Annotated in this window: 20 protein-coding genes; 12 read left to right on the top strand and 8 right to left on the bottom strand. The window is 69.8% G+C overall.

Annotated elements, in window-relative coordinates:
- Positions 1-25 precede the first annotated feature (25 nt).
- A complete protein-coding gene (locus RM788_RS41910) occupies positions 26-865 on the top strand; it encodes an ATP-grasp domain-containing protein (RefSeq protein WP_315925751.1) in 840 nt (279 codons plus the stop codon).
- On the opposite strand, the gene RM788_RS41905 is transcribed toward RM788_RS41910, so the two are convergent.
- On the bottom strand, positions 852-1274 hold the full coding sequence (locus RM788_RS41905; protein ID WP_315925749.1) for a winged helix-turn-helix transcriptional regulator: 423 nt from the start codon (positions 1272-1274) through the stop codon (positions 852-854). The genes RM788_RS41910 and RM788_RS41905 overlap by 14 nt on opposite strands.
- A 93-nt stretch (positions 1275-1367) precedes the next feature.
- Here RM788_RS41905 and RM788_RS41900 point away from each other — a divergent pair, with 93 nt between their 5' ends.
- Positions 1368-2249: an oxidoreductase gene (locus RM788_RS41900; RefSeq protein ID WP_315925747.1), complete on the top strand. Its 882-nt coding sequence runs from the start codon at positions 1368-1370 to the stop codon at positions 2247-2249.
- Positions 2250-2293: 44 nt separating this feature from the next.
- Here RM788_RS41900 and RM788_RS41895 read toward each other — a convergent pair whose 3' ends face one another.
- Complete coding sequence (locus tag RM788_RS41895; RefSeq protein ID WP_315925745.1) at positions 2294-2869, bottom strand: TIGR03086 family metal-binding protein; 576 nt, start codon at positions 2867-2869, stop codon at positions 2294-2296.
- A 62-nt stretch (positions 2870-2931) separates the two neighbouring features.
- Positions 2932-3468, bottom strand: a complete 537-nt coding sequence (locus tag RM788_RS41890; RefSeq protein WP_315925743.1) for a DUF4240 domain-containing protein — start codon at positions 3466-3468, stop codon at positions 2932-2934.
- Positions 3469-3566: 98 nt separating this feature from the next.
- On the opposite strand from RM788_RS41890, the gene RM788_RS41885 reads away from it, so the two are divergent.
- Positions 3567-4244, top strand: a complete 678-nt coding sequence (locus tag RM788_RS41885) for an RICIN domain-containing protein (protein WP_315925742.1) — start codon at positions 3567-3569, stop codon at positions 4242-4244.
- Positions 4245-4313: 69 nt separating this feature from the next.
- Here RM788_RS41885 and RM788_RS41880 read toward each other — a convergent pair whose 3' ends face one another.
- Together RM788_RS41880 and RM788_RS41875 are read right to left on the bottom strand one after the other, a co-directional pair.
- Entirely contained in the window at positions 4314-4982 is a 669-nt protein-coding gene (locus RM788_RS41880) for a response regulator transcription factor (RefSeq protein ID WP_315925740.1), read from the bottom strand.
- Complete coding sequence (locus RM788_RS41875; protein ID WP_315925737.1) at positions 4979-6094, bottom strand: sensor histidine kinase; 1116 nt, start codon at positions 6092-6094, stop codon at positions 4979-4981. The genes RM788_RS41880 and RM788_RS41875 overlap by 4 nt, the downstream gene beginning before the upstream one ends.
- An 86-nt stretch (positions 6095-6180) precedes the next feature.
- On the opposite strand from RM788_RS41875, the gene RM788_RS41870 reads away from it, so the two are divergent.
- The 7 genes from RM788_RS41870 to RM788_RS41840 all read left to right on the top strand — a co-directional run bounded on the left by RM788_RS41870 (position 6181) and on the right by RM788_RS41840 (position 15358).
- On the top strand, positions 6181-7629 hold the full coding sequence (locus RM788_RS41870; protein ID WP_315925735.1) for a DUF1349 domain-containing protein: 1449 nt from the start codon (positions 6181-6183) through the stop codon (positions 7627-7629).
- A 310-nt stretch (positions 7630-7939) separates the two neighbouring features.
- Positions 7940-8959: a LacI family DNA-binding transcriptional regulator gene (locus RM788_RS41865; protein WP_315925734.1), complete on the top strand. Its 1020-nt coding sequence runs from the start codon at positions 7940-7942 to the stop codon at positions 8957-8959.
- Positions 8960-9240: 281 nt separating this feature from the next.
- Entirely contained in the window at positions 9241-10680 is a 1440-nt protein-coding gene (locus tag RM788_RS41860; protein WP_315925733.1) for a glycosyl hydrolase, read from the top strand.
- Positions 10681-10948: 268 nt separating this feature from the next.
- The gene (locus tag RM788_RS41855; protein ID WP_315925731.1) at positions 10949-12265 is read left to right on the top strand and encodes an ABC transporter substrate-binding protein; all 1317 of its coding nucleotides are present in this window, start codon (positions 10949-10951) and stop codon (positions 12263-12265) included.
- A 170-nt stretch (positions 12266-12435) separates the two neighbouring features.
- Entirely contained in the window at positions 12436-13395 is a 960-nt protein-coding gene (locus RM788_RS41850) for a carbohydrate ABC transporter permease (RefSeq protein WP_315925729.1), read from the top strand.
- A complete protein-coding gene (locus tag RM788_RS41845) occupies positions 13392-14255 on the top strand; it encodes a carbohydrate ABC transporter permease (RefSeq protein ID WP_315925727.1) in 864 nt (287 codons plus the stop codon). Before RM788_RS41850 ends, RM788_RS41845 begins: the two co-directional genes overlap by 4 nt.
- A gap of 71 nt (positions 14256-14326) precedes the next feature.
- Positions 14327-15358, top strand: coding sequence for a glycosyl hydrolase (locus tag RM788_RS41840; RefSeq protein ID WP_315925725.1), 1032 nt, complete (start codon positions 14327-14329; stop codon positions 15356-15358).
- Here RM788_RS41840 and RM788_RS41835 read toward each other — a convergent pair.
- Positions 15339-15797: an MDR/zinc-dependent alcohol dehydrogenase-like family protein gene (locus tag RM788_RS41835; RefSeq protein WP_315925723.1), complete on the bottom strand. Its 459-nt coding sequence runs from the start codon at positions 15795-15797 to the stop codon at positions 15339-15341. The genes RM788_RS41840 and RM788_RS41835 overlap by 20 nt on opposite strands.
- A gap of 29 nt (positions 15798-15826) precedes the next feature.
- Positions 15827-16339 (bottom strand): alcohol dehydrogenase catalytic domain-containing protein, encoded by a 513-nt coding sequence (locus tag RM788_RS41830; protein ID WP_315925721.1) that lies wholly within the window; start codon positions 16337-16339, stop codon positions 15827-15829.
- Between the two features lie 25 nt (positions 16340-16364).
- Here RM788_RS41830 and RM788_RS41825 point away from each other — a divergent pair, with 25 nt between their 5' ends.
- Together RM788_RS41825 and RM788_RS41820 are read left to right on the top strand one after the other, a co-directional pair.
- Entirely contained in the window at positions 16365-16943 is a 579-nt protein-coding gene (locus RM788_RS41825) for a TetR/AcrR family transcriptional regulator (protein WP_315925719.1), read from the top strand.
- 141 nt (positions 16944-17084) lie between these two features.
- Positions 17085-17981, top strand: a complete 897-nt coding sequence (locus tag RM788_RS41820) for a S1 family peptidase (RefSeq protein WP_315925717.1) — start codon at positions 17085-17087, stop codon at positions 17979-17981.
- Between the two features lie 68 nt (positions 17982-18049).
- Here the strand turns inward: RM788_RS41820 and RM788_RS41815 are convergent, their stop codons facing one another.
- Entirely contained in the window at positions 18050-18700 is a 651-nt protein-coding gene (locus tag RM788_RS41815; RefSeq protein ID WP_315925715.1) for a hypothetical protein, read from the bottom strand.
- Positions 18701-18766: the final 66 nt, after the last annotated feature.

Here is an 18766-nt window from a genome sequence, read left to right as displayed (position 1 = left end):
CGGTCGGTGCGGTCATCATGGCGGCATGCTGCTGCTGGTTCCGTCCGATCCGCTCCGCCCCAACCGCCCCGACGAGCACTTCGCCGCCGAGGCCGTCGCCGCACGGGCGGCCGGGGTCGCGGTGGGGTTGGTGGATCACGACCTGCTGGTCCGCGGGGAGGCGGGGCGGGCGGTGGTGAAGGTGCCCGCCGGTGGGGACGCGGTGTACCGGGGATGGATGGTGCGGGGTGAGCGGTACGCGGAATTCGTGGAGGCGTTGGGGCGGAAGGGTGTCTCGATGCGGACCAGTGCCGAGCAGTACCGGCGGGCGCACGAGTTGCCCGGCTGGTACGGGGGTCTGGCGGCGGTGACGCCGGAGTCGGTGTGGACGGCGGGGTTCGGGCGGGAGGGGTTCGACCGGGCGCGGGAGCGGTCGGGGGCCGGGCCGGTGGTGTTGCGGGACTACGTGAAGTCGATGAAGCACTACTGGCACGAGGCCGCGTTCATCCCGGAGGCGGGTGACGGCGAGGCCGCGTGGGCGGTGGCGCGGCGGTTCGTCGAGCTGCGCGGGGACGAGGCCGTGGGCGGGTTCGTGCTGCGGCGGTTCGAGCGGTTCACCTCCGCCGAGGTGCGCACGTGGTGGGTGGACGGGCGGTGCGCGTTGGTGGGGCCGCACCCGGACACGCCGGATGACGTGGTCGAGCCGGACCTGGGCGGGGTCGCGGACCTGGTGCGGGAGTCGGGGTTGCCCTTCGTGGCCGTGGATCTGGTGCGGCGCGACGACGGGCGGTGGCGGGTGGTCGAACTCGGGGACGGGCAGGTGAGCGACCGGCCGACCGGCGTGGGGGCGGAGGCGCTGATCGGGGTGCTGCTCAGCGCAGGGTGACGCTGCCGGGGGTGATCTCGCGGTGGCAGTGGTGGCAGGTGTGGTCGACCTTGAGCGGCAGGCCGCAGTCGTGGTCGAAGCTGGTGATCGGCGGGTCGTTGGCCCACTTGTCGCCCCACTCGGACAGGGCCAGGAGGACCGGCGCCAGCTCGGCGCCAGCCCCGGTGAGGTGGTACTCGAACCTCGGCGGGCGCTCGGAGTACCGGCGGCGTTCGACGACGCCCGCCTCCTCCAGGGTGCGCAGGCGGTCGGTGAGGATGTTGCGGGACGCGCCCGTGTGGCCCGCGATCTGCTCGAAGCGGTGGACGCCGTAGCTCATCTCTCGGACGGCCAGCAGGGTCCAGCGCTCGCCGAGGACGTGCAGCGAGCCCGCGATGGAGCACCGCCGCGGCGTGGTCGTCGTGTCCATGTGACCAGCATAGTCAGTTGCGATTTGCTACGCACCCCTGTTACGTTCAGGTCAGTAGCAAATCGCTACTGACGCGTCGACAAGGATCGCCTCATGGCCGCGAAGCAGTGGAAAGCCAGTGATGTACCCGATCTGACGGGTCGGAAGATCGTCGTCACCGGGGCGTCGAGCGGGCTCGGGTTGGTGACGGCCCGTGAGTTCGCCCGTGTCGGGGCGCACGTCGTGCTCGCGGTGCGGGACCGGGCCAAGGGCGAGCGGGCGGCCGAGGACATGACCGGGTCGGTCGAGGTGCGCGAACTGGACCTGGGCGACCTCTCGTCGGTGCGGGCGTTCGCCTCGGGGTGGAGCGGGGACCTGGACGTCCTGGTGAACAACGCCGGGGTCATGCGGGTGCCGGAAGGCCGGACGGTGGACGGGTTCGAGGTGCACATGGGCACCAACCACCTCGGGCCGTTCGCGCTGACGGCCCTGCTGCTGCCGCACATCACCGACCGGGTGGTCACGGTGTCGTCGTTCCTGCACGCCAAGGGGCGGATCGACCCCGCCGACCTGTACGCGGAACGCCTGCCGTACGACGGTTCGCAGGCCTACAACAACACCAAGCTGGCGAACCTGCTGTTCGCGCTGGAGTTGCAGCGGCGCCTTTCCGCGACCGGCAGCCCGGTGCGGTCCCTCGCCGCGCACCCCGGCCTGTCGAGCACGAACCTGCTCGGGCACATCGGCGGCTTCCAGAGCCTGATGCTGCCCCTGGTCGGCCAGAGCGCCGAACAGGGCGCCCTGCCGACGCTCTACGCCGCCACGCAGGACCTGCCGGGCGGCACGTACGTCGGTCCGGACGGGTTCCGCGGCCTGCGCGGCCACCCCGTCGTGCAGCAGCCCTCCCCCACGGCCCGCGACGCGGTGCTCGGCCGGGAGCTGTGGGAGCTCTCGGCCCAGCTCACGTCCGTGGAGCACTCCGCCGGGGACGTGCGGTGAGCTGACCCGCGGCGGGCGGGAGCGGTCGGATCGCGGGGCCGCGGTCAGACCACCGTCCAGCGCGGGTCGCGGCCGGTGTAACCGATGACGCGGTCCAGCTGCGGGGCGTCCGCCGGGACGGCGACGGGCGGACCGAAGGGGCCGCTGGGATCGCCGTTGGCCTGCGGGGTGACGAGGGCTTCGACGACGTCGAGGCTGGCCTGGTCGCAGGTGTAGGGCTGGTCGGTGGCTTGGGCGAGGTCCCAGGCGTGGACGACGAGTTCGTCCAGGGCGAAGCGGCCCATGATCGCGGCGTCGAGGTCGACGCCACCGGCCCTGGTGGTGCCGGTCCAGGCGTCCGGCTCGGCCCAGGACTCGGCGAGGGTGTCGAGCTTGGCGGGAACGGTGGTGCGCCAGGCCGGGGACAGGTCGGACGGGGCCGCGGGGGTGGCGCTGGTGGCCGGGCCGAAGTCCTTCCTGGCGGCGGCGGTGAACGCCGTGGCGAAACCGTCGATGTGGTTGACGAGGTCGGCGACGGAGAACTCGGCGCACGGGGTCCGGTTGGTGAGCTGGGCGTCGGTGACGCCTGCCAGCAGCTCCACCAGTCGTCGGGTGGCCGGGGTGAAGTCGATCACGGTCATGCGGGGGCTCCTTTGGATGGGTTCTACCGGGGTGGACCCCGGCGGGGCGCGGAACTCATCGGTCAGCCGACGTAGAGGGCGGCCAGCCTCGGCAGTCGCCTGGTCATCTCGGCCTCGTCGTCGAAGTCGAAACCCCAGTCCGGGTCGAGGTCCGGGTACCGGATGGTGGACGCGCCGCGCGGCAGCTGCTCGCCGGTGGCCTTGATGTGCGCGTTCCACGCGATGCCGAGCACGTCCTCGCCCTCCATCTCGTCGCCGTCCGGCGCGGCCGCGACGACGGCGGGGACGTCGGCGAGGGTGTCCGGGTCCTGGACCGCGCGCTCGAACACCTCGCGGCCCTGGGCGATCAGCCAGCCGCGGAAGTAGTCGAAGCCGTCGTCGGAGCAGCCGCCGTTGACCAGGTACGCGGCGGCCCATAGGGGGTTGCGGTACGACTGCGCCATCAGGTCCCAGAACACCTGCTGGGCGGCCACTATCTCGTCGGGGGGCCGGGCGGCGAGCAGTGCGCTCGCCGCGGCGGCGACGGCCTCGGCGTCGGTGGGGTCGGTCGCGCGGGCGCGGGCGGCGGCGATCAGGGCCCAGAAGGTGTCGATGTCCATGGGGTGAGGATGCCGGCGGGGTACGACAAAAACGGGAGCGGCGGACACGGGGGCACGCCGCTCCCGCTGCCAGCCCTTGCCACGGCCTCGAGTGCGCGATGCCCGCGCTGCTCGTCCAACCGGAGGGCGATACCCGTTCTGGTGAAGTTCGGCGGACAGCGATGCGGCTCGCGCCGATCCGCGTACTTTGGGGAAGCGCCTTGGGGAAGGCGCTTCTGATGAGGGGGATTCTCTTGTTGCGCAAAATCTTCGGGATCTTGTTCGTGGGGCTGGTGTTGTCGACGTCGTTCGCGACGCCGACCGCGGGGGCTCAACCGATTCCCCAGGGCTACGCGATCGCCAACCTGCGGACCGGCCTGTGCGCGCGGGAAGTGCCACCGGGTGACCTCGACGGCCCGGTCGACCAGGTCGTGTGCAACGCAAGTCGGGGGGAACCGGGTTACTACCACCAGCGGTGGAGTTTCATCCAGACCGGTGGCAGCGGTTTCCTGATCAGGAACATGGCGACCGGGCTCTGCCTCGACTTGCCGTACTACGGGTCGGTGCCCGCGGGTACGAAGGTCACCGGATTCACCTGTGCGACGACCAGCGACAACCAGACCTTCACGCGGGTCACGCGGGCGAACGGCTACTGGTTCGTCAACTGGCCCAGTCAGCTGTGCCTGGACGTCGACGGGTTCGGCACCGGTGGTGTGGGCGCGGAGCTGACGTTGTGGCCGTGCACCGACGATGACGACCACAATTGGACGACCTTCCCGCCGATCGGTGAACTCTGATCGGCGGTGGTGGTGGTGGGGCGGCCACCGGCCTTCCCGCCACCACTGCGGTCCCGGCTTCGCACAGCGCTACCCGGCGGGCTCCGCGATGCGGTAGCCCACGCCCGCGGTGGTGGTGATGACGGGCGGGGCGCCGAGTTTGCGGCGCAGGCGGCCGATCGTGACGGTCACGGTGTTGGTGAACGGGTCGGCGTGTTCGTCCCACACGCGTTCCAGCAGGTCTTCGGCGCTCAGGTGCGCGGGACTGGCTTGCAGCAGCGCTTCCAGGAGCGCGAACTCCTTGACCGAGAGGTCCAGGCGGGTGCCGTCGCGGGTGGCCGTGCGGGCGACCGGGTCCAGTTCCACACCGTCCGCGCGCAGGACGCGGCCGCGCGAGGACGGGCGGCGGCGGGCCAGGGAGCGGATGCGCAGCACCAGTTCGGGGAAGTGGAAGGGCTTGGCCAGGTAGTCGTCGGCGCCGAGGGTGAGGCCGCTGACCCGGTCCCCCGGCGAGCCCGCGGCGGTGAGCATCAGGACCATGGGGCGGTCGTCCCGGCCGGTGATCATCTGGCAGAGCGCGTCGCCGTGGATGCCGGGCAGGTCGCGGTCGAGCAGGACCACCTCGTAGGCGTTGACGTCGAGCTTGGCCGCGGCGGCGAGGCCGTCGTGGGCGATGTCCACGGCCATGCCCTGATCGCGCAGCCCCTCCGCCACGATGGCGGCGAGCGCCCGCGCGTCCTCCACCACCAGGACCCTCACGGCAGCACCAGGGTGACGCGCAGGCCGCCTTCGGGGCGGGCGTGCAGGTCGAGCCTGCCGCCGTGGGCACCCGCGATGGCGGCGACGATCGACAGGCCCAGCCCGGTGCCGGTGTCGAAGCCGGTGCGGTCGGCGGCGAGGCGCTGGAACGGCTGGGCGAGCCGGGCGACGTGGTCCGGATCGAGCACCGGCCCGCCCGTCTCGACCACCAGCCGCGGTTCGATCCCCGCCGTGACGCGGATCCAGCCGCCGTTCCCGTTGTGCACCACGGCGTTGTCGATCACGTTCTCCACCATGCGCGCCAGCAGCGCGGGGCTGCCGACCGTGCGCGCGGTGCCCGTGAACGCGGTGTCCAGCACGAGCCCCTTGGTCGCGATGGCGTCGGCGCGGATGGCCAGGGCGTCTGCGGCCAGGTCCGCGAGCGAGACCTCGACGCGGTCGGCGAGCACGCCGTGCTGGGCGCGGGCCAGGACGAGCAGGCCCTCCAGCAGTTCGTCCACGCGGTCGAGTTCGGTGCGCATCCGGTCGGCCAGCGCGACGGCCTGCGACGACGGTTCGGGTTTCGCCACGGCCACGTCCAGCGACGCGCGCATCGTCGCGAGCGGGGTGCGCAGCTCGTGCGAGGTGTTGGCGATGAACCGGCGCTGGGCCGCGAAGGACGTCTCCAGGCGTTCGAGCAGCCCGTCGATGGTGTCCGCCAGGTGCTTGACCTCGTCGTCGGGGCCGGGCGCGGCCAGCCGTTCGTGCAGGCTGTCCGCGGTGATCCGCCTGGTCGCCGCCGTGATCGTCCGCAACGGCCGCAGCACCCGGCCCGCGACGGCCTTGCCCATCACGACGGAGACGACGGCCATCACGAGGAGCGCGAGCGCGGCGGCCACCAGCAGTTGGCGCGACCGCGCCTCCTCCGCTCCCGCCAGCTGCTCGCGCAGGCCGGCGATGATCTCCCGCGACCCGGCCGGGTCGGGCTGTCCGGGGACGGCCTGGGTCGACTGGCCGCCCGCGAGCAGGAGCGTCAACGCCAGCAGCCCGATCCCGGACCCGAGGAACAGCGCGGCGTACAGAGCGGTGAAGCGCACCCGTGCCCGCAGTGCCGGGCGTCGCAGTTCGTCCATGCGCCCAGGATGCCGCGTCGGACCTAACAACGGGGTGACAACGCCGGTTCGGGCGGTGTTACGGCCGGGTCCGTAGGAATCAGGCCATGCTTACCACCCAGTGGACAGAGTTCCGCACCCGCGGCCGAATTGCCGCGGTCGTCGCCGCCTCGCTGATCACCGTCCTGTTGGGACTGCTGCTCGCGTTCACCGGCCGATCCACCTGCGGCGACGGGAACGTCGAAATCCCCTGTCCCACCGATCCCCGCGGCCCCGAAGGGCAGGCCGTCGGCGACAAGTTCACTTTCGCGCACCGGCCGTTGGGGCGCGAAGGGAGCATCACGGTCCGACTGGCCTCGATGACCGGGATCATCACCTACCCGCCGCCCAACCACGACGAGATCGTGCCTGGCCTGGTGCCGTGGGCGAAGGCGGGTGTGATCGTCAAGGACGGCACCGCGCCCGGCTCGCCGTACGCGGCACTGGTGATGACCGGCAGTCACGGCGTGCGGATGCAGCACGACTACGACCACGACACCGCAGGCAGCGCGAACGACCCGTCGACCCCGCGCTGGCTGCGTCTGACGCGCTCCGGCGACGTCGTCACCGGCGAGGAGTCGGCCGACGGCGAGCGGTGGACGGCGGTCGGCACCGCCGAACTGCCCGGCCTGCCCGACACCGTCCAGGTAGGACTTCTCGCGGCTTCGCCGGGCGACCTGACGCTCGTGCCGACCGCGCTCGGGGCGAGTTCCGCGCAGGAGCGCTTCACCCAGACCACGGGCGTGTTCGACCACGTCACCGTGGTCGGATCCCCCACCACCGGCTGGACCGACACCCGTGTCGGCGAATCGGGCGCCGCCGAATGGGAGAAGAACCACCACGCGCCGGAGGTGGTCGAGTCCGACGGCACCGTCACCGTCGCCGGGTCGGGCGACATCGCGCCGGGCTCCACCACGGGCGCCCGGTCGGTCGAGGGAACGCTGGCAGGTCTGGCCTTCGGGCTGCTGGTGCTGATCGTGGTGGCCGCTCGATTCACCACCAGGCAGGACCGGAAGGCGCTACTGGGACGCGCGGCCGTGGTCGGCGCGGCGGCGTTCGCCGCCGGACTTGTCGCCGCCGCGGTCGTGATCCCCTCCGGTTCGGCCATCGTGCGCGCCAACGGCGGTGCCGTCCTCCCGACCCCGTTCCCGGTGGAACTGCGGGTCGTCGTCGGCGTGGGCGTGCTCGCCGCGGCCACCGCCGTCCTCGCGCTCGCCGCCGCCGCGCTGCTGCGGAACCGGTGGGCGGCGGTCCTCGCGGTGGGTGTGGCCGTCGTCGTCACCTACGCGCTGGCAGTGCTGTCGCTGCTGCCCGACGAGGTGTCCCGCTGGCTGTTGCGGGTCACCCCGGCGGCGGGGTTCGCGGTCCAGCAGACCGTGCAGGAGTTCCCGCAGGTGCTGGGCCAGTACACGCCGTCGACCGGCTACTACCCTCTGCCGTGGTGGGCGGGGCTGCTCGTGTTGTGCGGCTACGCCACGACCGCACTCGGCCTCGCGGTTCGGCGATTGCCGCGCTAGCGGCGAGGCGGGCAGTGCCGAGGCGGAGAGGACGGTGTGCGGACCTCATCGGCAGCCCCTTCGGCACTGCACCGCAGAACACGACTAGAACGTTATAGCAGCGGCATCCACCTTCGATAGCGGCTGGAAGAAGTCGTGCTGGTCCGGGCGACGCAGCTGGAGGCTCACGCGGTTCACGACCCCGAGCGGTAGATTGGCCGGAAGGCGGGATCGTGCGGTCGAGGCTCCGAAGGGCGCCCATCGGTGGTGTGGCTGTCACGCGACGTGGAGCGAGACGAGTGAGGCGGTCCTCAGGGTGAGTCGGAGTGACGTGGCGGGCAAAGAGCGCAAAGCGACCATCAAGGACGTCGCCGCTCGGGCCGGGGTGTCGCCGTCTGCGGTGACGATCGCGTTGCACGACAAGCCCGGTGTCTCCAGCTCCACGCGCGAGCGCATCCTCAAGGCCGCACGGGACCTGGGGTGGACGCCGAACCTGGCCGCCGCCTCCCTGGCGGGCAGCAAAGTGCACACGGTGGGACTGGTCATCGCCCGCCCGGCCCGCATGCTGGGGCTGGAGCCCTTCTACATGGAGTTCATCTCCGGGATCGAGAGCGTGCTGGGGCGCCGGTCGTGTTCGTTGCTGCTGCGCTTGGCGGAGAGCGGGGAGGAGATCGAGGTCCACCGCGAATGGTGGCAGGGCGGCCGGGTCAACGGCAGCATCCTGGTCGACCTGCTCGTGGACGATCCTCGTCTCCCGGCCTTGGCTGCGATCGGACTGCCCGCCGTCGTGGTCGGGCACCCGAGCCTGGCCGGACCGTTCACCTCGGTGTGGACCGACGACGCCGCCGCGATCACCGAGGCCGTTCGCTACCTCGCGGCATTGGGACACCGCCGCATCGCGCGGGTCAGCGGGCCGCCCGAGTTGGGTCACAGCGCGATCCGCACCGCGGCTTTCGCCGCGGTGACGGCGGAACTGGGGCTGCAGGAGCACACGGCGGTGGCCGATTTCTCCGCCGATCAAGGCAGCCGGGCATGTCGGAACCTGTTGCTCGCCCCGGACAGGCCCACGGCGATCGTGTTCGACAACGACCTCATGGCGGTGGCGGCCCTCGGCGTCGCCGCGGAGTTCGGCTTGTCGGTGCCCGGTGACCTGTCGCTGCTGGCGTGGGACGACTCGCAGCTGTGCCAACTCACCCGGCCGACGTTGACCGCGATGCAGCACGACGTGTTCTCCTTCGGCGCGCAGGCGGCCGAAACGTTGTTCGACGTCATGGGTGGCGTGGAGCCCCCGGTGTACCGGGCCCACGTTCCCAGCCTGATCCCTCGTGCGTCCACGGCGCCACCACGCTGAAGGCGGACCACCGCAGCACAACTAGTTCGTTTTAGTTCAGACTGGCCTGTGAGTCTTGACACGTCGGGCGTGTCGCCATATGTTCCGAAGGCCAGGATCTTGACCAGGTTTTTTCGTAGGCGCGCGTATCGACGTGACCACAAGTGCGTAGATGTAGCGCTCAAGTCGAAACTCGCGTCAAGCCTGTCCGCTGCCTTGTGCGCCCACCCCGGTTCGACGTCGCGGCCGACGTCGAACGCGGCAGGGTCGGCCCACGCACGCCCGAGTGAAAGGTCGCAACCATGTCCTTGCGCGCCCGAGCGCGTTCCGCTGCAGCCATCGCAGCGGCCGCGCTGCTGCTCAGCGCCACCGCCGTCATCGGCCAAGGGGCCGCCTTGGCGTCTCCACCGGCTCCCGCCGGTGCGACCCGCACCGACGTGATCGACTACTTCTCGAACCTCACCGGCCGCAACTGGCTGTCGGGGCAGCAGGACGGTCCCAACAGCAACCCTTCCCAGTGGTACCGCAAGGTCCACGACATCACCGGCCTCTACCCCGGCGTGTGGGGAGGCGACTTCGGCTTCGGCCAGAACGACATCGACAACCGGCAAACCGTGATCAACCAGGCCAAAGCCGCGTGGGCGGCCGGATCGATCCCGGCGCTGACGTGGCACGCCTGCGCCACGTTCGTCGCCACCTGCCAGTTCGAGGGGGGCAGCTGGCCGGTCAAGGGCAGCTGGCTCAACGACTCCCAGTGGAACGAACTGGTCACCGACGGCACGGCGCTGAACAACGCCTGGAAAACCCGGATGAACCAGACCGTCCAGTACTTCCAGCAGCTCAAGGACGCGGGAATCCCCGTGCTGTTCCGACCGCAGCACGAGATGAACGAGGGCTGGGCCTGGTGGGGCGGCCGACCCGGCGCCAACGGCAGCCGCAAGCTCTTCCAGATCACGCACGACTACCTGGTGGGCAAAGGGCTCGACAACATCGTGTGGGTGTGGAACGTCAAGGACGTCGCGGGCGGGGCGTCACGGGCCTCCGAGTACTACCCCGGTGACCAGTACGTCGACCTGGTGACGCTGGACGTGTGGGTGCAGTACTTCCCGAGCACGGAGTGGTACAACGCGATCCAGACGATCGCCCACGGCAAACCGATCGCGCTGGCCGAGGTCGGCCGCACCCCGACACCGGCGCAGATGGCCTCGCAGCCGAAGTGGACCTACTTCAGCGTCTGGATGGACTGGTTGCTCAAGCCCGAGTACAACACCAACGAGGGAATCAAGGCCACCTACTACGACGGCCGAGTCCTCAACCAGGGTGAGATCAGCATTCCCTCCGGAGGCGGCGGCACGCCGACGCGCACCGGCCCCATCACCGGCGTCGGCGGCAAGTGCGTCGATGTGGCGGGTTCTTCCTCCGTCAACGGCACCGCGGTCCAGCTGTGGGACTGCAACGGCGGCACGGCCCAACGCTGGACGGTCGGCACGGACGGCACGATCGGCGCCCTGGGCAAATGCCTGGACGTCACCGGCCAGGGCACCGCGAACGGCACACTCCTACAACTGTGGGACTGCAACGGGTCCAGCGCCCAGCAGTGGCAGTCGCAAGGCGGAGGACTGCGCAACCCGCAGTCGGGCCGCTACCTCGACGTCCCGTCGGGGAACACCGCCAACGGCACTCGCCTGCAGATCTGGGACGCCAACACCAATGCGTGGCAGAAGTGGGCCCTTCCTGCCTGAGCGGTAGGGCCAGGACTGTCGAGGCGTGCGCGAGTGGGCTGCCCGGCCCGCTCACGCACGACATCCATGCCGCCAGTCGGCAGGTGGAGCTTGCCCACCGTGGGTTGGGGCGCTACCAGCCGTTGAGCTGAATCAACTACTAAAACGTTCTATGGACACGAGTCCATGTTGCGTCTATGTTAAGCGTTCAGCGATGAATAAGTGCAGTTCAGAGTAGTTCTACTGCTCTTATCGCTGTCACATGTAATGTTCAAGTTAGGGGCATGAAGTGCGCAGAACTCTCGCGGCGGCGGCAGGACTCGTCCTCGTAGCCGGTCTCACCGCGTGCGGCGGCGGTGGTGGTGAGCAGGAGGATTCGGAGGTGGTGGCGGTGCCGCCCGATCCCGCGAAGGTCACCGGGACGATCACGGTGCTGACCAACCGGACCGACCAGGTGCAGGACGGCACGACCCAGGAGTACGCGACGGAGTTCGCCAAGGTCTACCCCGGTGTGAAGGTCGAGTTCCAGGGCCTGACCGATTACGAGGGGGAGGTGCGGATCCGCCTCAACAGCGAGGACTACGGCGATGTCCTGTCCATCCCGAACTCCGTGCCCACCAACCAGTACCCGCGGTTCTTCGCCCCCTTGGGCACGTCCGACGAGCTGTCGCGCAAGTACGACTTCACCGAACGCGCGACCTTGGACTCCAAGGTCTACGGCATCGCCAACATAGGCACCGCCAACGGTTTCGTCTACAACAAGGCGGTCTGGGAACGCGGTGGCGTCACCGAATGGCCCACGACGCCCGCGGAGTTCCTCAACGCCCTGAAGGCCATCAAGGACAAGACCGGGGCGACGCCGTACTACACCAACTACAAGGACGGCTGGCCGATGACGAACTGGGGCAACGGCCTGGGCTCACCCAGCTGCGACCCGGCCGCCAACGACAAGCTCTCCGAGATCGACGACCCGTGGGGACCGGGCCGTGACCTCACCGTCGTGGACACCCTCTTGCACGACATCGTCCACGATGGACTGTCCGAAGCGGACCCGAGCACCACCAACTGGGAGAACTCCAAGAACCTCATCGCCACCGGCGAGGTCGCCACCATGTGGCTGGGTTCCTGGGCGGTGGTGCAGATGCGTGACGCTGCCGAGAAGGCCGGTCTCAACCCCGAGGACATCGGGTTCATGCCGTTCCCGGCCCAGTCGGGCGGGAAGTTCTGCACGGTGGTCCGACCCGACTACCAGTACGCGATCAACAAGCACAGCAAGTCCAAGGAAGCCGCCCGCGCCTGGATCGAGTGGTTCATCGAGAAGTCCGGCGACGCCCGGCAAGCGCTGTCGATCTCCTCGGTTAAGGGCGCGCCGCTGCCGGACAGCCTGAAGCCCTTCGAAGCCGCGGACGTGACGTTCGTCCGCCTCGGCCTCGGGAAGAGCGCCCTCGTCGACGACGTCGACAAGGCGTCGGAGATCGGGCTGGGCAGCAAGGACTACCCGCAGCGCATCGTCGACGTCGCCCGCGGCGCCGCGGACGGTGACCTCGCCGGTGTGTTCGCCGACCTCAACCGCCGATGGGCCGAGGCCCGCGCCTCGGTCGGCTGAGGCGTCCCCCAGACCCTGCTCGCGTGACCAGGCCGCTGGTCACGCGATCAGGCCACCACCGCCCCGACGAGGTGACGGACAGGGCCTGACCCGAAAGCCCATCCGCGCGGCGGTCCAGCCCGACCGCGGGTGGTCTCGCAGCACGGACACGATCACGGAGGAACGACCGGATGTCCGCACCACCGCTCGCGCAGGCCCGCCGCTCACGCGCTCCATCGCCTGGTTCACCCGCCAGGTCGCGACGCGGACCCGACGACATCCGCGTCGCGGCAGGCGGACGCGGCTGGACGCCCTGGGCGTTCTTGCTCGTCCCGCTGGCGTTCCTGGCGGCGTTCACGTACCTGCCGGTCGCGGCGATGCTGTTCTACAGCTTCACCGACTGGGACGGCTTCAGCCGAACCCAGGACTTCGTCGGCGCCGACAACTACGTCGAACTGCTCACCAGACCGCAGCTGTTCCGGGTGTTCGCGGTCAGCCTGTTCTACCTCGCGGGCGCGTTCGTCCAACTGGTCCTGGCGCTGTACTTCGCCACCGTGCTGAGCTTCGGAACCCGACTGGGCAACGTCTTCAAGGGTTTCCTGTTCTTCCCCTACCTGATCAACGGTGTGGCCATCGGTTTCGTCTTCCTCTACTTCTTCCAGCCGGGAGGGACCCTGGACACCGTGCTGGGCGCGCTCGGCGTCGGACCGCGGCTGTGGCTGGGCGATCCGGACCTGGTCAACACCTCGTTGGCGGGGGTGTCGGTGTGGCGCTTCACCGGACTGACGTTCGTGCTGTTCCTCGGAGCGATCCAATCCATCCCTCCCCACCTGTACGAAGCGGCGGAACTGGACGGCGCGAGCCGGTGGCAGCAGTTCCGCCACATCATCGTGCCCGGCATCAAGCCGATCATCGGTCTCAGCGCGATCCTGGCGGTGTCCGGCTCGCTGTCGGTGTTCGAGATCCCGTTCATCATGACCGGCGGCTCCAACAACAGCGAGACCTTCGTCATCCAGACGATCAAACTCGCCTTCACCTTCGACAAGGTGGGGCTCGCGTCGGCCGCGGCCGTGGTGCTGCTGGCACTGGTCCTGCTGGTGACCTGGCTCCAGCGGATCCTGGTCCCGCAGGAGAGGGTGGAACAGTCGTGACGACCACCTCCGCCGGTCGACGGCGGTCATCACCACGCGCGATCCTCGCCGCGCTGCTCAAGTACCTGTCGTTGACGTTGGCCGTCGTGGCGGTCGTGCTGCCGTTGGCGGCGGTGCTGCTCACCTCGTTGCGCACCAGCGAGGAGGCGACGGCCACGCGCAACCCGCTCGCGGCACCGGACGACTGGTTCAACCTGGACAACTTCGCGATCGCGTTCACCGATGGACAGATGGCGCGTGCCCTGTGGAACACGGCGTTCATCCTGGTGTTCTCCCTGCTGGGGACGGTCATGATCGGCTCGATGGCCGCCTACGCCGTGGACCGCTTCCGGTTCCGGATGAAGAAGGCCGTGTTGGCGCTGTTCCTGATCGCGGCCCTGGTGCCCAGCGTGACCACACAGGTGGCCACCTACCAGGTCGTGGACGGATTGGGCGTCATGGGCACGCGCTGGGCGCCGATCCTGCTCTACGCGGGCACCGACATCGTCTCGGTCTACATCTTCCTGCAGTTCATGCGTTCCATCCCGGTGGCGCTGGACGAGGCCGCCCGCATCGACGGCGCCAACGCGCTGACGATCTACTGGCGAGTGATCCTGCCGCTGCTCCGTCCGGCGATCGCCACCGTCGTCATCGTGAAGGGCGTGGCCGTCTACAACGACTTCTACATCCCGTTCCTCTACATGCCCTCGGCGGACCTGGGCACCATCTCCACAGCGCTGTTCCGCTTCAAAGGCCCCTACGGCGCCCACTGGGAAGTGATCTCGGCGGGCACCGTGCTGGTCATCGCACCCAGCCTGATCGTCTTCCTGGCGTTGCAGCGCTTCATCTACAGCGGCTTCACCTCTGGAGCCGTCAAGTAGTCCCCCGCCGCCGCCCTGTCCGGCGGGAGGACTTGCACACCCTGCACGGCAAGTCCGAAAAGGAGGATCAAGTGCACCACACCACCACCGCGCACACCAGGCGCGCGGCACAACGGTTCGGAGCGGCGCTCGTCGCCACCCTGACCACGCTGGGAATCCTGACAGCGGTGTCACCGCAGGCGCAGGCGTTCCCGGCGTCCTCGCGCCAGAACGTCATCAACTACCTCAACTCGATCGCCGGGCGCAACATCGTCTCCGGCCAGCACAACAAGGAACCCGCGAGCAACCCCGGCCAGTACACCCAGCAGGTCAAGGACGTCACCGGTCAGTACCCCGGCCTGTGGGGCGGCGACCTGATGTTCAACCCCCAGGACGTCGCCAACCGGCAGCGCGTCGTCGACCAGGCCAAGACCGAATGGGCGAACGGGTCGCTGGTCGCGTTGACCTGGCACGTTTGCACCCCGACCGGCGGCAGCACGTGCGCCTTCGACGGCGGCGTGAAGACGAGCATCTCCAACGACCAGTTCAACCAGGTCGTCACCGACGGCACCGCGCTCAACACCGCCTGGAAGAACCGCCTGCGCGAGGCCGTGCCCTACCTCCAGCAGCTCAAGGCCGCCGGTGTCCCGGTGCTCTTCCGCCCGCTGCACGAGATGAACGAGTCCTGGAACTGGTGGGGCAACCGCCCCGGCCCCAACGGGGGCGCACGCCTCTACCAGATCACCCACGACTTCATGGTCAGCCAGGGCCTGGACAACCTGATCTGGGTGTGGAACGTCCAGGACAACCCCAACGCCAACTGGGCCTCCTACTACCCCGGTTCGCAGTACGTGGACGTCGTGTCCCTGGACGTCTGGTACAAGGGCTACCCGAGTTCGGGTGACTACCAGCAGATCCAGAACATCGCCGCGGGCAAGCCCATCGCCCTCGCCGAGACCGGAAAGGTGCCCAACGCCTCGCTGCTGGACAGCCAGACCCGCTGGGCATACTTCATGGTCTGGTCCGAACAGTTGCGCGGCAGCAACACCAACGCCGAGATCCAGGCGGGCTACTTCCACCCGAGGACCCTCAACCAGAAGGAATTCACTGTTCCCGGCGTGTGACAGCGCTGTCCTGGCGGGCCCGCCCATCCCGCGGATCGGCCAGGACGGCCGCTTTCGCCCACTCCCGCGCAACCTCGGTGACGATCGGCCTGCGGATCTGGCTCCTGAGGGGCATCGATCCACAAAGGACATCGCAGGCCCCGGCTTTCCAGCACCCCTGGTCGAGGTCCGACAGGTCCAGGACGAAGCGGTAGCGGACGTCGCCGCGGGCGAGGCGGTCGAGGGCTTCCTGGACTTGGGAAGACGGGAGCACTTCGACGTCCGCGGTGATGTCGTGCGGGGCGGAGATGGTGTCGAAGCGGCCGCGGGCCCGGCCCGTCCGCTTGGTGTCGGTGGTGACGAGGAGGTCGACGGCGCCGAGTTTTCGGGCGTCCGCAGCCTTTTCCGGGGTGCGGCTGAGCACGCCGCCCTCGGCGCCGAGGGCGGCGGCGAACTTCACGGCGAGATGGCCCAAGCCGCCGAGGCCGGCTACGGCGACGCGGCTGTTCGGTCCGATGCCGGCCGCGCGCAGGGGTTCCCACACGGTGATCCCGGCGCACAGGAGCGGGGCTGCGGCGGCCGGGTCCAAACCGACGGGCAAGGGTAGGCGAACTTCTCGCGCAGCACGTACTCGCGGCTGTAGCCACCTTGGGTGCGGGTGCCGTCGACGCGGTCGGTGCCGTTGTAGGTGGTGGTGGGGAACTCGAAGCAGAAGTTCTCCTGTCCTACCTCGCACATCGGGCACGTTCCGCAGGAGTCGACGACGGTGCCGACCGCGACCCGGTCGCCGACGGCGAAGGCGGTGGCCGCGGCGCCGACGGCGGTGGCCGTTCCGGTGAACTTGTGGCCGGGGACCAGCGGTCCCTTCGGGCCGCCCGTGGCGCCGCGGATCGCGTGCAGGTCGCTGTGGCACACGCCGCAGTGGTCGACGCGCACCGCGACGTCGTCGTCGCGCAGCTCCCTGCGCTCGAGCGGGACCCGCCGGGCCGAAAGACAAACCAACTGTTCTGTCCATTAAAGTGGCCCCATGCCCGAACTGCCGTCCACGCCCAAGGGCGCCGCGACCAGTCGGCGCATCCTCGACGCGGCCGCCGAGGAGTTCTCCGAACGCGGTATCGCGGGCGCCCGGATCGAGCGCGTCATCGCGGCGGCGCGCACCAACAAGGCGCAGCTCTACGGCTACTTCGGCAACAAGGAGGGCCTGTTCGACGCCGTGATCGCCGACGCCGTGAGCCGCGGCACCAAGGCCCTCCCCTTCGACGTGGACGACATCGCGGGCTGGGCCGTGGAGATCTACGACCAGAACCTGCGCCACCCCGACCTGGTCCGCCTCATCGCCTGGATCCGCCTGGAACGGCGTCCGACCGGCATGTGGTTCGACCACTCCGACCACGACCACAAGCTCACCGCCATCGCCAAGGCACAGGCGGCGGGCCGGTTGCGCGACTGCGACCCCTTCGACCTGCTGACCGTGGTCCTCGCCATGGCGTGCGCGTGGTCACCGGCCAGCGGTGTGTACGCCGCCACCTCCGACGAGCCCGCCGCCGACCACGACCGCCGCCGGGCCCTGCTGCGCGACTGCGTCCGCAGCGCGGTCACGCCGTGAGAGCCGTGGGAGCCGTGGAAATGTGAGGACCGGATCGCCGACAGGTCCGGGACCACGCGGGTTCGGGAACACCCGAGTGCCCGTTCGCACACATTCCATGATCGGACTCAACCGGGCGGGTCGCCCATCCGTAGTACCCTGGTGAGCTCCAGTTCGCGAAGACGCCCGCTCCTGCGCATCGGGACGCTGGCGTTCGCCGTCGTCTTGGGCGCGGGCACCGCCTCCGCCGCCATCGTGGTCCGCGAGTTGAAGGCGGTGACGCTGGCCCGCCAGTCGTCGTCCCCCACTCCGGACGCGGTCAAGAACGCCAGTGGCGGTGGCCTCCAGACGACCACTACGACCACGACGCCCCCTCCCCCGCCCCTGTCCGCGATCCTGCCGTTCAACGCGAAGCTCGCGTCGCAGGACATCCCCGCCCTCGATGGCGGTGTGCGCCGCGGCGGGTGCAGCGGTTCGCTGATCGCCCCCGAGTGGGTCGTCACGGCCGGGCACTGCTTCCACGACATCGACGACGTGCGGGTGAGCGGCGTGCCGCCGTACACGATGACGGTGACGATCGGGAAGCTCAAGGACAGCGATCCCGGCGGGCGGACGGCGCAGGTCGTGGACGTCCGGCAGTCGCCGATCAACGACCTCGCCGTCGTGAAGCTCAGCGTGCCGGTCCTCGACGTCGTGCCGCTGACGTTGGCCGACGAGGAGCCGCTGATCGGTCAGCAGTTGCAGTTCGCCGGGTGGGGTTCGACCTCGGCGACCGTCATCGTCGCCTCCGACCACCTCAAACGAGGGGTGTTCACGGTGTCGGCGATCGCGCCGTCCACCTTCGAGGCCCTGCCCGTGCAGACGCGCACCGTGGAGAACAGCCCGTGCCCCGAGGACTCGGGCGCGCCGTTCTTCACCTCGTCCGACGACAAGACCGGGCAGCTGGTGGCCATCGTGAGCACCGGGCCCGCGTGCCCGCAGCCCGGCGCGGAGATCATCGCGCGGGTGGACGTCCAGGCCGACTGGATCCGCGAGCAGACCGGGGGCACCGCGAAGTAGCCGGAACGGCGGGAACGGGGTGCGGCGGCACCCCGTTCCCCACCCGTCCCCACACCACTGAGGAAGTCTCAGCCCTTCCAGACGATGGGCGAGTCGAGGTAGTCGTCGCCCTTGTCGAAGGTCGCGCCCGCCACGGTCCCGCCCTCGCGCGCGGCCTGGAGCACGCAGGTCTCGAACTTCGCGCCCGCGGTGGTGAAGTCCTTCTTGGCGGTCTCGGACTTGCACTTGTCCACGTCGCCGCTGATGATCACGCCGGTCGACTTGCCGTCGGCGCCGATGCCCCGCAGGCTCACCGAGCTGTAGGCGAGGTCGGTGCCGTCGACGTTCTCCACGGTGGCGCGGATGAAGAACGGCGTGAGGCCGTTGGCCTTGTCGCCGAACTTCGCGAGGTCGGCGGTGGTGCCCTGCTCGATCGCGGTCACGACGATGGCGATGGTGCCCTGCTTGTCGGTGCCGTACTTGAACGGCACGACGGCGCGGTCGCCCACCTGCAGCGCGGAGCCCGGCTTGGTGACGTCGGCGGAACCGGCGGCCTCGGTGGACTTCGTGGACTTGGTGGACTCCGTGTCCGACGTCGGCGACACGGCGCTGGTGGCGGCCGTGACCGGCGCGGCGGACGGCTCCGGCGCGGCCGTGCCCCCGGTCTCGCTCGCGCAGGACGACAGCAGGACGGCGACCGCGCCGACGGCTGCGAACAGGGTGCCGCGGACGTGCTTCATGGATCTCCTCGTTGACCCCGACCGGCACGGGGGCCGGCGGGAAGTGCGTGACCACCGCGGCCGAAC

This window comes from Umezawaea sp. Da 62-37, from assembly GCF_032460545.1.
Taxonomy (GTDB): Bacteria; Actinomycetota; Actinomycetes; order Mycobacteriales; family Pseudonocardiaceae; genus Umezawaea.
The sequence above is the reverse complement of the archived record's forward strand: the minus strand, read 5'-3'. Positions and strand labels throughout refer to the sequence as shown.